The following is a 12,934-nucleotide window of genomic DNA, read 5'->3' as shown; positions in this document are numbered from 1 at the left end:
CCTACGCCGCGGGCTTCGGCTAGCCTGGATCACGACGGCGGCGCCCACCGCCGAGCGCGCCACGCGGCCCGGCCCCGCGCGGCAGGGCCCTGCAGCCCGGCGCGAAGGGGAGCGGATCCTCGGGCCCGCCCGCACGCGACGGACGTCGTCCCCGACCCGCGGCGCGGCATGGCCGGGAGCGCGCCGGCGAGGATGCACCATGACCCGTCAGTCCGACCTCAAGACCCTGATCCGCGCCCGCATGGCCGTCACCGGTGAGCGGTACACCGCCGCGGCGGCGGCCCTCGCCGACGAGTGGCAGTCCGCCGAGCGCTACCACGCGACCGTGCTCGCCCGCTTCTTCGACGGGGACCGGCTGCGCTCCATCCCTGCGCGTCGCAAGCCGCGGGTGGCCGTCCTTCTCGAGCTGCTGCGTCGCTTCGGAGCGGGCCGCGCCTACGCGGAGGCCGAGGTCAACGACCTGCTGCGCCCCGCCCACGAGGACGTGGCCACGCTGCGTCGCGAACTCGTGGACTACGGGTTCCTCGACCGCGCCGACGGCGTCTACCGACTGGCGGACGCCGGGCCCGACCTCGACCCGCGCTTCGCCGCAGACCTGCCGGTCGACCTGGAACGCCGGCTGCGCGAGATCCGCGCGGGCGGTTGAGGGGAGCGGGACCCCGCACGTCGACCTGGAACGCCAGCGGTCGCCATGACACCGGAATGTGGCCGCATTCCGACGTCTTGCGTTCCCGGTGCGGCCGTGGCGGGGCGACGTGGACCGATACGGCCCCGGGTCCCTCGCGTGAGGGGCCCGGGGCCGTCGTCGTGGTGTGGAGCGGGCGACGGGAATCGAACCCGCGTATCTTGCTTGGGAAGCAAGCGCTCTACCATTGAGCTACGCCCGCGCAACCGCTCAGCTTCCGCCTGCGGCGCGGGCACCACCATACACCAGCCCGGCCGTGCGACCGGCCCCGCGTCGTCATTGAGCCCCGCGGACCCGTACGTCAGTGCACCGGGTCCGCTGCGGCGACCTCGCGCGCCCGCACCCGCCGCGTCGCCGCCCGGGCGCGCGAGCGACCGAACGCGTCCGCGTACCGCGTGAGCACCGGCCCGGCGATCACGATGGAGAACTCGCCGCGGATGGTCAGGGCCGCACCCGCGCGCCAGCGGCCGGCCACGCCGTTTCCCGAACGAAAGCGCACCAGGGGCCGCCGTTTCCCGAACGAAAGCGCACCAGGGGCCGCCGTTTCCCGAACGAAAGCGCGCCGGGGGCCGCTGGTAGAGTCCGAACCGCGCCCGGCCGCGGCCGGACGCGTCCGGCAGCCCCTGTCCCGGAAGGACGTCCCATGCGCGACACCACGGCCGACGCGGCCCAGGTCCCCGCCCGCCCCGACGACGCGGCGGTGTACCGCTACCTCGCGTTCGGGGAGACGGACCGCCCCTTCCTCGTCGGCGGTCCCCGGCCCGCACCGCCCGCCCCCGCCGCGACACCGTCCCCGGTCGCCGACCTCGAGCCGGTCCGCGCCGCGATCCGCGCCCACGGCGGCCCCCTGGCCTCGACCGCGCACCTGCACGGCCGCCCCGCCCCGACGCCTCCGGCTGCCGACGCGTCCCGTGGCCTGCGCGGTGCCGCGCGCACCCTGACCGCGACCCGCCGCGACGTCGCCGCCCGCCTGGCCGACTCCCGCGAGCGCGCCGACGTGCCCGTCGAGGCGCTGCTGAACTCCGCGTTCGTCGACGCCCGCGCGCACGAGCGCCCCGCCGACCGCGGCGTGCCGCGCGGGCGGCTCGCCGGCCTGGTGGACGCCGTCCTCCCGCCGGCCCGCCCCGCGGACGACGACGCCGCGGCCGGCCTGCTGCTCGCCCTGCGCGAGCCGGTCCGCGAGGTGTTCGCCTCCGACTCGTTCGCCGCCCGCCCGTACGCCGACGCGCCCACCGTCCGCGCGCTGTTCGAGGACTTCCTCGCCCACCCGCGCCGGCACGACCCCGAGCGCTTCTGGCGCCTGCTCAACCTCGAGCTCTGGCTGCGCGACGCGGTGGACGCGGACGCCGCCCCGGCCGGCCCCGCCGCCGCGGTCGACGAGGCCCCCGCCGCCCCGGCACCGGCCAAGCCGGACCACGAGCCGAACCCGGGCAAGGAGCTCGACCTGGTCTCCGCCGAGGACGGCCGCCGCTACCGCCGCTTCCCGGTGCAGACCGGCCTGGTGGACCGGGACACGGACCTGCAGGCCTACCTGCGCGGCGAGATCGAGGACTTCTTCCGCGACCTGCCCGCGGACGCGATGCCGCAGGACGCCCCGTGGCACTTCTCCGTGTCCGAGAAGATCGTGGCCATCACCCAGGGCCGCTCCTACTACACCTGGGAGGTCCGCCCCTCCGTGGCCGCCCGCGCCCTCTCCCGCCTGGTCACCCGCACGCCCGCGGGCATCGGCCTGGGCGACCCCACCACCATGCAGCTGGCCATCCAGGAGGCCGGACTGCCGCGCATCGTGCTCTCCGCGGCCGCCGGCGCCGCCGGCAAGGTCGCCGGCAAGCGCGGTGTGTTCTACAACGTGGTGGGCGGCAACGTCCGCGCGATCGACGGGCCCACCACCTACTCCACGTTCCCGGCCAACGTCTCGGCCAAGCTGCCCCCGGCCGAGCCGGACCGGGTGGCCGCCGAGGTCTCGGCGATGATCCGGGCGGCGGACATCCCGGCCTGGGCGAAGGCCTCCTTCGCCGGCACCGTCGTGATGGACGCCAACGACATCGGCCGCAACGCCCTCGGCAAGGACACCGCCGCGTCGGCCGCCGTCCTCGAGGCCGCCTTCGCGGACAACCCGCTGGGCCAGGGCCGCGAGCGCACCCCGCTGGCCGTCGTCGTGCGAATGGACTGAGCCGTGCTGCTCTCCGACCGCGACATCCGCGCCGAGCTCGACTCCGGCCGCGTGGGCCTGGACCCCCTCGACCCGGCGATGGTCCAGCCCGCGTCCGTGGACGTGCGCCTGGACCGGTTCTTCCGGCTCTTCGACAACCACCGGTACGCGCACATCGACCCGCGCCAGGAGCAGGACGAGCTGACCCGGCTGGTGGAGGTGGACCCGGACGAGGCGTTCATCCTGCACCCGGGGGAGTTCGTGCTCGGCTCCACCTATGAGCAGGTCACGCTGCCGGACGACCTCGCCGCCCGCCTCGAGGGCAAGTCCTCGCTGGGGCGGCTGGGCCTGCTGACGCACTCGACCGCCGGGTTCATCGACCCCGGGTTCTCCGGGCACGTCACGCTCGAGCTGTCCAACGTGGCCACGCTGCCCATCACGCTGTGGCCGGGGATGAAGATCGGCCAGCTGTGCTTCTTCCGGCTCTCCTCGGCGGCCCAGTCGCCGTACGGCACCGGGGCCAACCAGAACCGGTACCAGGGTCAGCGCGGGCCCACGGCCTCCCGGGCGCACCGCGACTTCCACCTCACCCGCATCGAGCGATGACCGGCGCCGCGCTCCCGCCGGTCGCCTCCGCCGCCCCGCGTCGCCAGGTGGCCGCGTGGGCGCTGTGGGACTGGGGCTCGGCCGCGTTCAACGCGGTCATGGTCACCTTCGTGTTCGGCACCTACCTGGCCTCGGACGCGTTCGGGCCGGACGAGCGGGGCACGGCGTGGCTCTCGACGGCGATGGCGGTGGCCGGCGTCGTCATCGCGGTCACCGCGCCCGTGCTGGGGCGGCGGGCGGACGGCGCGGGCCGGCGCCGCCTCTGGCTGGGGGTGATGACGGCGGCGGTGATCGCGTGCACCGCGGCGTGCTTCTTCGTCACGCCCCGGGAGTCCTCCCTGCTGCTGGGCGTCACCCTGATCGCCCTGGGCACCGTGTTCTTCGAGTTCGCGGAGGTGCAGGTCAACGCGATCCTCGTGCAGATCTCGACGCCGGCCACGATCGGCCGGATCTCGGGGATCGGCTGGGGAGCGGGCTACCTCGGCGGGATCCTGCTGCTGCTGATCGTGTTCGTGGGCTTCGTCTCGGGGGACGCGCACTGGTTCGGGATCACGGAGGACGAGGGGCTGAACATCCGGGTGGTCGCGCTGGTGGCCGCGGCGTGGTTCCTCGTGTTCGCGATCCCCGTGCTGGTGGCCGTGCCGGACCCGGCCCCCGCCCCGGCGGCGGACGGCGGGCCGCGCCGTGAGTCGGTGCTGGGCTCCTACCGCGAGCTCGGGGCCACGCTGGCCCGGATGTGGCGCGAGGACCGGAACACGCTGTGGTTCCTCGTGGCCTCGGCGGTGTTCCGCGACGGCGTGGGCGCGGTGTTCGTCTACGGCGCCATCCTGGGCACCACGGTCTACGGGCTGGCGGCCTCGGACGTGGTCCTGTTCGCGATCGCGGCCAACGTGGTGGCCGCCCTGGGCGCCTTCGTGGGCGGGCAGCTCGACGACGCAGTCGGCCCGCGCCGGGTGATCCTCGGTTCGCTGGCCGCCATGGTCCTCGTGGCCGGGGCGCTGTTCTTCGCCTCGGGCACCCTCGCGTTCTGGGTCGGCGGGCTGGCGCTGTGCCTGTTCGTGGGCCCGGTGCAGTCGGCCTCGCGCGCGTTCCTGGGCCGGCTCACCACGCCGCGGACGGCGGGCGAGGTGTTCGGGCTGTATGCCACCACGGGCCGCGCGGTCGGGTTCATCACGCCCGCGCTCGTGACGCTCGCGCTCGCCCTGCACCCGGACAACCGGGTGGTCATCCCCGTGATCGCCGTCGTGCTCGTGGCCGGTGGGCTGCTGTTCGCCCGGGTCACGGAGCCGATCACGCGGAGCGCGGAATCGGTCCGCTGACCCCGGGTGGGGCGCATCCCTCCGCTAGGCTGGACCGTACCCCCGCCCGTGCCTGACGAAGGGACCGCTTGCTCGTCATCCTGACCGCGCTCTTCGTCGTCGCGCTCGCCGCCCCGGTGATCTTCCGGTGGACGGGACGTCAGGGGTTCTATCTGCTCGCCGCCGCCCCCGCGGCGGGCTTCGTCTGGCTGCTCACCCAGCTGCCGCACGTGTTCGCGCTGCAGGAGGCGCTCGACGCCGGCCGGCCGGTCCCGGCCTCGGCGGCGCACCTGGACCGCGCCGTGCCGTGGGTGCCGTACCTCGAGATCGAGCTCGCGTTCCGCATGGACGTGCTGGCCGCGTTCATGTCCCTGATCGTGCTGGGAGTCGGCGCGCTGGTCCTGGCCTACTGCGCCCGCTACTTCCGGGAGCACGAGCCGCGCAACGCGGTGTTCGGCGGGCAGCTGCTGGCGTTCGCCGGCGCGATGTTCGGGCTCGTCACCACGGACGACCTGATGGTGCTCTACACCTTCTGGGAGATCACGTCTGTCCTGTCCTTCCTGCTGATCGGCTACTCGGGCCACCGCATCTTCGCCCGCCGCTCCGCCATCACCGCCCTGATCGTCACCACGTTCGGCGGCCTGGCCATGCTCGCGGGCCTGATCATGCTGGCCCACTTCGCCGGGTCCTGGCGGATCTCCGGGGTCCTCGAGGCCGCCCCCGCCCTCATGGCCGACGCCGGGCTGCGCGGGCTGCTCGAGGTCGCCGTCGCCCTGGTGCTGATCGGCGCCCTCACGAAGTCCGCCCAGGCCCCCTTCCACTTCTGGCTGCCGGGCGCGATGGCCGCGCCGACCCCCGTGTCCGCGTACCTGCACGCGGCGGCCATGGTGAAGGCCGGCGTCTTCCTCGTGGCCCGCCTGGCCCCGGAGTTCCACGGCCTCGCCATGTGGCAGGTCCTCGTGATCGGCGTGGGTCTGTGGACCCTGCTGCTCGGCGGCTGGCGCGCCCTGCGGCAGACAGACATCAAGCTCGTCCTCGCGTACGGCACGGTCTCCCAGCTCGGCTTCCTCATGGTGGCCAACGGGCTGGGCACCCGCGACGCCGCCATGGCCGGCCTCGCCATGCTCCTGGCGCACGCCCTGTTCAAGGCCCCCCTGTTCATGGTGGTCGGCATCATCGACCACGAGGCCGGCACGCGCGATCTGCGCCAGCTCTCCGGGATCGGCCGCCGCCACCCGGCCCTGGCCGCCGTCGCCGTGGTGGCGGGCCTGTCCATGGCCGGCCTGCCTCCGCTGTTCGGCTTCGTGGCCAAGGAGTCCGTCCTGGAGGGCCTGGCCGCCCACGGCGTGGCGCACGCGGACGTGTGGGGCTGGACGCCGCTCGTGCTCATGACCGTGGGCTCGGTGCTCACCTTCGCCTACACGTGGCGGTTCCTGTGGGGCTCGTTCGCCGCCAAGCGGGACGAGGAGGGGGCCGCGGTCCCCGTCACGCGCTTCCACACCCGCGTCACCACCCTCGAGCTGGCCCCGGCCGCGCTGCTCGCGCTCGCCGGCCTGGTGCTCGCCTTCCTGCCCGGCCCGGTGGAGGGGATCATCACCGCCCACACGGGCTCCCTGCCGCCGCTGGACCCGGAGGAGGCGCCGGCCTACCTGGCCCTGTGGCACGGCTGGACGCCCATCCTCGCCCTCTCCGCGGGGGTCTGGGTGCTCGGCGCGCTGCTCGCCCTCGGCCGGCCGGGAGTCGAGGCGTTCCAGCGCCGCGTCGAGTTCCCGGTCGACGCCCTGCGCACGTACCGGAAGATCACCGGCGCCCTCGACGAGGTCGCCATCTGGGTCACGGGGCGCACCCAGACCGGCTCCCTGCGCCGCTACCTGGGCATCATCCTGGCCACCGCGTTCCTGCTGCCGGCCGCGTTCCTGCTCTTCCCCGTGGGGCGCAGCGAGCGCACGCTGGCCACCTCGTTCCTCTCCGCGGACGTCGCCTGGTTCCAGACCCCGGCGCAGCTGGTCGTGGTGCTGATGATCGCCGTCGCCACCGTGTTCGCCGTCCGCGCGCGCCGCCGCTTCAAGGCGATCATGCTGGTGTCCGTGACCGGCTACGGCGCCGCCGCCCTGTTCGCGATGCGCGGCGCCCCGGACCTCGCGATCACCCAGGTGCTCGTGGAGACCATCATCCTGGTCACCCTCATCCTGGGCCTGCGCGTGCTGCCGCCGGACTGGTACGACCGCCGCACCGGCTCGCGGCGGATCGCCCGTATGGCGGTCGCCGGCGGCTTCGCCCTGACCATGATGTGGATCGCCGCCACCGCGCTGGCCGCCCGCACGGCGGAGCGGATCTCGCTGCCCATGCCGGAACTCGCCTACACGGACGGCTACGGCACGAACGCCGTGAACGTCACCCTCGTGGACATCCGCGCGTGGGACACGTGGGGCGAGATCACGGTGCTGGCCGCCGCGGCCACCGGCGTGGCCTCCCTGATCTTCCTGCAGCACCGCGACGGGCGCACCCGCAGCATCGACGACGTCGCCCCCGGCTCCGTCGGCGACTTCGGCGCCGACTCCTCGCTCGGGGCCCGCGAGCTGTCCGTCGTGCGCAGCTTCGCTGTGGACGATCGCAAGGGCCAGTGGCTCGTGGCCGGCCACACGATGGCCCCCGAGCGGCGCTCGATCATCCTCGAGGTCGTCACCCGCTTCATGTTCCCGATCATGATGCTGCTCTCCGTCTACCTGCTGCTGGCCGGGCACAACACCCCCGGCGGCGGCTTCGCCGGCGGCCTGCTCGCAGGCCTGGCCCTCACGCTGCGCTTCCTCGCCGGCGGCCGGTACGAGCTGCAGGAGGCCTCCGTGATCCCGGCCGGGCCCATGATCGGCCTGGGCCTGGCGATCGCCACGCTCACCGGGATCGCCCCGCTCTTCTTCGGCGGGCAGATCCTGCAGTCCTATGTGGTGGAGTTCACCGACCTGCCGCTGTTCGGCGACGCCCTCAAGCTGGTCTCGGCCACGGCGTTCGACATCGGCGTGTACCTCGTGGTGGTCGGGCTCGTGATCGACGTGCTGCGCTCGCTCGGCGGTGAGGTGGACCGCCGGGGCGAGGAGGCCCGCCGCGCCCGCCTGCGCGCCGCGGCCCGCCGTCGTCATCCGCGCATGCCCACCCCGTCCACCCCCGACGCCCCGGAGGCCGCCCGATGATGACCGTCGACCTGGCCCTGCTCCTGGCGATGGGCGTGATGTTCGCCGGGGGGATCTACCTGGTGCTCGAGCGCAGCCTGACGCGCATCCTGCTCGGCATCGTGCTGATCAACAACGGCGCCATCATGCTGCTGTTCCTCGCCTCGGGCGGCACGGGCCTGGCCCCGCTGTTCGTGCGCGGACGGGACCCGCACGAGTACGCGGACACGCTGCCGCAGGCGCTGATCCTCACCGCGATCGTGATCGGCTTCGCCGTGGTCGCGTTCCTGACCGCCATGATCTACCGCTCGTGGCTGCTCGTCCGCGAGGACGAGGTCGAGGTGGACGCGGAGGACGTCAAGATCGCCCGGATGCCCGCCTGGGACGCGGAGGACGACGCGGAGCTCGTGGAGGAGTCCTCCGAGTTCCTGGACGACGCCGCGGACCCCAACGCCCACTACGAGCACGCGACGGAGGCACGGCCCCAGGTGCAGCACGCCACGCCCGCCCCCCAGGCGCCCACCGGATCCGGGGCAGCGTCCCGCGGCCGCCGTCCCGAGGGCGGGGAGCGCGCATGAGCATCGGTTCCGTCCCCCTGACCGACCTGGCCCCGCTGGCCGTCATGCTGCCCGTGCTGGGCGCGGCCGTGACCTTCATGCTCGTGCGCCGCCCCCGCGCGCAGATCACCGTCACGGTCTCCGCGCTCGTGCTCACCCTCGTGCTGGACGCGCTGCTGCTGGCCGCGGTCTGGGACACCGGGGTCGCGGCCGTCCACCTCGGCGGCTGGCCGGCCCCGCTGGGCATCAGCCTCGTGGTGGATCGGCTCTCGGCCCTCATGCTCGTGGTGTCGGCGCTGATCACCCTGGCGGTGCTGCTGTACGCCTCGGCGCAGGGGCTGATCAACCGGGACGAGGGTGGGCCGGTCTCGATCTTCCACCCCACGTTCCTGATCCTCGTGGCGGGCGTGTCCAACGCGTTCCTCGCCGGCGACCTGTTCAACCTCTACGTGGGCTTCGAGATCCTCCTGACGTCCTCCTACGTGCTGCTGACCATGGGGGGCACCGCCCAGCGCATCCGCGCGGGCATCACCTACGTGGTGGTCTCCGTGCTCTCCTCGGTGGTGTTCCTGATCGCGATCGCGATGATCTACGCGGCCACCGGCACCGTGAACATGGCGGACCTGGCCGTGAAGCTGGGCGAGCTGCCCACCGACGTGCAGATGGTCCTGCACGTGCTGCTCCTGGTGGGCTTCGGCATCAAGGCGGCCGTGTTCCCGCTGTCCTTCTGGCTGCCGGACTCGTACCCCACCGCGCCCGCCCCGGTGACCGCGGTGTTCGCGGGCCTGCTCACCAAGGTGGGCGTGTACGCGATGATCCGCACCGAGACGCTGCTCTTCCCGGGGGAGCACGTCAACGCGCTCCTGCTCGTGGTGGCCGCGCTGACCATGGTGGTGGGCATCCTCGGCGCGCTGGCCCAGACGGACATCAAGCGCATCCTGTCCTTCATCCTCGTCTCCCACATCGGCTACATGATCTTCGGCCTGGGCCTGGCCACGGAGGCGGGGCTGGCGGCCACCGTGTACTACGTGGCCCATCACATCACCGTGCAGACCGCGCTCTTCCTCGTCACGGGCCTGATCGAGAACCGCGCCGGCACAGCGAACATCGACCGCCTCGGGTCCCTGGCGAAGGTCTCCCCGTTCGTGAGCGTCCTGTTCCTCGTGCCCGCGCTCAACCTCGGCGGCATCCCGCCGTTCTCCGGCTTCCTCGGCAAGGTCGGCCTGCTGCGCGGCGGCGTCGAGCAGGCCACGCCCCTGGCCTACACGCTGGTGGGCGTGTCCCTGCTCGTGTCCCTGCTGACCCTGCTCGTGGTGGTGCGCGTGTGGACCCGCGCGTTCTGGCGCCGCGTCGAGGACGTGGAGCACCCGCCCGCCCAGCTCGTGGCCGCCTACGAGCGGGCCGTCGCCCGTGGCGAGCGCCCCCGCCCGCTCGAGCCGGGCCTCGTGCTGCCCACCACGGCGCTCGTGGGCCTGACGCTGGTGTTCACGGTGGCCGCCGGTCCGCTGTTCGCGCTGGCCGACGAGGCCGCCACGGACATGCTCGACCGCTCGCCCTACATCGCGGCGGTGCTCGACGACGCCGCGGCCGAGCGGGCCGCGGCCACCCTCAGCGTCGACCCGACGGAGGTGCACGATGCCCGGAAGTGACTCCGCCCGCCGCGGCGTGGTGCGCCCCGACCGGATCCGGGGCATCGTGGCCCAGTGGCCGCTGATCCTCGTGATGGTGGCCGTGTGGTGCGCCCTGTGGCAGGACTTCGCTCCGCACGTGGCCCTGACCGGCCTCGCCTTCGCGCTGCTGATCATCGGGCTCTTCCCGATGCCGAGCATCCCGTTCAGCGGCCGTCTGAACCCCTGGTGGTCCCTCGTGTTCACGGTGCGGTTCCTCGTCGACGTCGTGCGCGCCTCAGTCAACGTGGCCGGGACGGTGCTGCTGCGTGGCCGCCGCGCCCGCGGCTCGATCGTGGGCGTCCCGCTGCGCAGCCACGACGACCTCATCATCACGCTCGTCAGCCACGCCCTGGCCCTGGTGCCGGGCTCGATCGTGCTGGACGTGGACCGGGTCCGCTCCGTCCTGTACCTGCACGTGCTCGACGCGACCACGGACGAGGACGTGGCGGGCTTCCGCGCCAAGGCCCTCGACGTGGAGGCGGGCATCATCCGCGCCGTCGGCACGCGTGAGGACCTCGAGCTGGTCCGCCGCTTCCCGAGTTCGGCGCCCCCCGCCGCCCGCCCCCCGAAGGAGGAGGCCTGATGGACCCCATGGACCTGGCCACGTGGGCCGGCGGGGCGCTGCTCGTGGTCGGCGCCGTCGGTGCGCTCTACCGGATCGTGCGCGGCCCCTCGCTGCTGGACCGGGCGGTCGCCACGGACGTGCTGCTCGTGGTGTTCTCCGGGATGCTCGTCCTGGAGATGGCCGTGCACCGCCACACCCACCACGTGGTCCTCGTGGTGCTGGCCGCCACCGTCGGCTTCGTCGGCTCGGTGACGGTGGCGCGCTTCGCGGAGGACCGGCGCCCGGACCACTCGCTCGAGGACCAGGCGCGCGTGCCCGGCACCACGGACGTGCCGGGCGGGGAGGAGGGCCGATGACCGACACCGCCACGCTCCTGGACTGGCTGGCCGCGTTCCTGCTCGTCAGCGGTGCCTTCTTCTCCCTGGTGGCCGGCGTGGGCCTGTTCGTGCTCCCGGACCTGCTGGCCCGCATGCACGCCGCCGCCAAGCCGCAGGTCCTCGGCCTGCTGCTCATGCTCGCCGGGCTGGCGATCGAGTGGCGGTCGTGGGTGTGGCTGCCCGTGCTGTTGCTGGCGTGGGTCACCCAGATGGTCACGGCCCCGGTGGCCTCCCACCTGGTGGGCCGTACGGGCTACCGCACCAAGCACGCCCGCCGTGAGCTGCTGCACCGGGACGAGCTGGCCGCCGTCGTCCGTCGCGCCGAGCCCCCGGCGGACCCCGGGCCGCGCCGCGCCGGCGCCCGGCCGCGCGGGCGCCGCTGACACCACCCCGCATAGCACGACGGCCGCCGTCCGGATCCCTCCGGGCGGCGGCCGTCGTCGTGGTGGTGGCGGGGCGGCTCAGACCTCGTGGTCCACGCGGTGCGCGGTGGACTCGGACACCTTGCGGATCGCGGCGCCGGCGCCGCGCTGGCCGGCGACCTTCAGCAGCGCCGCGACGCCCGCGGAGATGAACGCGAAGGACAGGGCCTCGATGAGGGGCAGCGTCTCGTCGGCCGCGTCGTTCGGGGCGCTGTGGCCGGTGACGAGCCGCCAGCCGCCCGCCACCACGCGGGAGCCGACGATGCCGCCGACCAGCGTGATGCCGGCGGACAGGGCCTTCTGGGCGAGCGTGTTCATGGTGCGCCTTCCGTGGTCGGGGATCTCACGTGCGGTTGCGGCCGCGGCCGACGACGCCGGACGGGCCGGTCCCCAGCCTAGCCCGCGGTGGGCACCGGGTCGCCGCTGACGTGCCGGCCGGGGTCGCCGTCGGCGTCCAGATGGGCCTGCAGCATGCCGGTGAGCTCGTGGTCCACGGGGATCTCGACGCCGTCGACGGCGCGCACCGGCAGGACGCCGCGCACCGAGGAGACGAGCCAGACGCCCTCGGCGCCCTGGAGGTCCGCCGGGACGAGCGGGCCGTAGCCGAGCTCCCAGCCGTCCGCGTGGGCGGCCGCGAAGATCACGGCCTGCGACGTGCCGGCGAGGATGCCCTTCTGGCGCAGCGGGGTGAGGAGGCGGCGGACGCCGTCCTCCCCGGTGCGCACGATCAGCACCGTGGAGGTGGGGCCCTCGAGCAGGTAGCCGTCCGCGCTGGTGAAGACGACGTCGTCGGCGCCGTGCGCGCGGGCGTAGCGCAGGGCGGCCATGTTCACGGCGTAGGAGAGGGTCTTCGCGCCGGTGAGCAGCCACGGGGAGCGCTCGGGGGCCTGCGAGTCGATGCCGCGGTCCAGCAGCAGCACCCGCAGCCCCCGCTGCCGCTCCTCGTCCTGGATCGCCGGGGCCGGGCTCAGCAGCGCCCACGCGGTGGGCGTGGGCACCGCGCCGGGAGCCGCGTCCGGGCCGCGGGTGACGGTCAGGCGCACGGCGAGACGGTCCCCGGGCGCGACGTCGTTGGCCTCGGTGAACGCCCGCAGGCCGAGCGCGACGGCGGCCTCCCACGCCGCCGCCTCGGGGGCGGCCAGCTGCAGGGCGGCGGCGGACGCGGCCAGCCGGCCGAGGTGGGCTCCGAGCTTGCGCATGCGCAGGGTCCCGAGCCCGTCGGCGACGGCGAGCGCCGTCTCGAAGATGCCGTCGCCGCGCGTGACCCCCTGGTCCGTGACGCTCAGGTGCGGGACGGCCGGGTCCGCGAGCCGCGGGGCGGGGGCGCCGTCCGCGTCCGTCTCGAGCAGGACGAGGACGGGCGAGCCGGCGGCGGGGGAGAAGGCGGTGGGACGCATCCGCCCAGGATAGATGCCCGCCCCCGGCCGATCGGGGC

At 74.2% G+C, this 12,934-nt stretch carries 12 protein-coding genes, 1 tRNA gene and 1 pseudogene; 10 read left to right on the top strand and 4 right to left on the bottom strand.

Annotation, left to right across the window (positions count from 1 at the left end; all coding sequences use genetic code 11):
* The first annotated feature begins 199 nt into the window (after window positions 1-199).
* Entirely contained in the window at window positions 200-646 is a 447-nt protein-coding gene (locus ACZ1IK_RS01455) for a DUF2087 domain-containing protein (protein WP_095353956.1), read from the top strand.
* Between the two features lie 167 nt (window positions 647-813).
* Here ACZ1IK_RS01455 and ACZ1IK_RS01450 read toward each other — a convergent pair.
* Window positions 814-887 (bottom strand) — tRNA-Gly (locus ACZ1IK_RS01450).
* 99 nt (window positions 888-986) lie between these two features.
* On the bottom strand, window positions 987-1,184 hold the full coding sequence (locus ACZ1IK_RS01445; protein ID WP_230956193.1) for a hypothetical protein: 198 nt from the start codon (window positions 1,182-1,184) through the stop codon (window positions 987-989).
* A 144-nt stretch (window positions 1,185-1,328) separates the two neighbouring features.
* Between ACZ1IK_RS01445 and ACZ1IK_RS01440 the strand changes: the two genes are divergently transcribed.
* The 9 genes and pseudogenes from ACZ1IK_RS01440 (at window position 1,329) to mnhG (ending at window position 11,460) form a co-directional block, all read left to right on the top strand.
* Entirely contained in the window at window positions 1,329-2,858 is a 1,530-nt protein-coding gene (locus ACZ1IK_RS01440; RefSeq protein WP_465098235.1) for a hypothetical protein, read from the top strand.
* 3 nt (window positions 2,859-2,861) lie between these two features.
* Window positions 2,862-3,443: a dCTP deaminase gene (gene dcd, locus ACZ1IK_RS01435; protein ID WP_036317147.1), complete on the top strand. Its 582-nt coding sequence runs from the start codon at window positions 2,862-2,864 to the stop codon at window positions 3,441-3,443.
* Window positions 3,362-4,762 (top strand): annotated as a pseudogene (locus ACZ1IK_RS01430) (MFS transporter); the annotation flags it as partial. The gene dcd and the pseudogene ACZ1IK_RS01430, both read left to right, overlap by 82 nt.
* A 68-nt stretch (window positions 4,763-4,830) precedes the next feature.
* Window positions 4,831-7,929 (top strand): Na+/H+ antiporter subunit A, encoded by a 3,099-nt coding sequence (locus tag ACZ1IK_RS01425; protein ID WP_465098234.1) that lies wholly within the window; start codon window positions 4,831-4,833, stop codon window positions 7,927-7,929.
* Window positions 7,926-8,486 carry an NADH-quinone oxidoreductase subunit K gene (locus tag ACZ1IK_RS01420; protein WP_052001218.1) on the top strand — a complete coding sequence of 187 codons (561 nt, stop codon included), beginning with the start codon at window positions 7,926-7,928 and terminating at the stop codon, window positions 8,484-8,486. Before ACZ1IK_RS01425 ends, ACZ1IK_RS01420 begins: the two co-directional genes overlap by 4 nt.
* Entirely contained in the window at window positions 8,483-10,114 is a 1,632-nt protein-coding gene (locus ACZ1IK_RS01415; RefSeq protein ID WP_465098233.1) for a Na+/H+ antiporter subunit D, read from the top strand. The genes ACZ1IK_RS01420 and ACZ1IK_RS01415 overlap by 4 nt, the downstream gene beginning before the upstream one ends.
* Window positions 10,101-10,718, top strand: a complete 618-nt coding sequence (locus ACZ1IK_RS01410) for a Na+/H+ antiporter subunit E (RefSeq protein ID WP_036383643.1) — start codon at window positions 10,101-10,103, stop codon at window positions 10,716-10,718. The genes ACZ1IK_RS01415 and ACZ1IK_RS01410 overlap by 14 nt, the downstream gene beginning before the upstream one ends.
* Window positions 10,718-11,056 carry an MrpF/PhaF family protein gene (locus ACZ1IK_RS01405; RefSeq protein ID WP_036383645.1) on the top strand — a complete coding sequence of 113 codons (339 nt, stop codon included), beginning with the start codon at window positions 10,718-10,720 and terminating at the stop codon, window positions 11,054-11,056. Before ACZ1IK_RS01410 ends, ACZ1IK_RS01405 begins: the two co-directional genes overlap by 1 nt.
* A complete protein-coding gene (gene mnhG / locus ACZ1IK_RS01400; protein ID WP_036383647.1) occupies window positions 11,053-11,460 on the top strand; it encodes a monovalent cation/H(+) antiporter subunit G in 408 nt (135 codons plus the stop codon). Before ACZ1IK_RS01405 ends, mnhG begins: the two co-directional genes overlap by 4 nt.
* 78 nt (window positions 11,461-11,538) lie before the next feature.
* On the opposite strand, the gene ACZ1IK_RS01395 is transcribed toward mnhG, so the two are convergent.
* Both ACZ1IK_RS01395 and ACZ1IK_RS01390 read right to left on the bottom strand, forming a co-directional pair.
* Window positions 11,539-11,817 (bottom strand): DUF4235 domain-containing protein, encoded by a 279-nt coding sequence (locus tag ACZ1IK_RS01395; RefSeq protein ID WP_036383649.1) that lies wholly within the window; start codon window positions 11,815-11,817, stop codon window positions 11,539-11,541.
* Window positions 11,818-11,894: 77 nt separating this feature from the next.
* A complete protein-coding gene (locus ACZ1IK_RS01390; RefSeq protein ID WP_036383651.1) occupies window positions 11,895-12,896 on the bottom strand; it encodes an aminotransferase class IV in 1,002 nt (333 codons plus the stop codon).
* Window positions 12,897-12,934: the final 38 nt, after the last annotated feature.

The sequence above is a fragment of the Micrococcus sp. CS26 genome (genome assembly GCF_055522295.1).
This window is presented reverse-complemented; position numbering and strand designations above follow the sequence as displayed.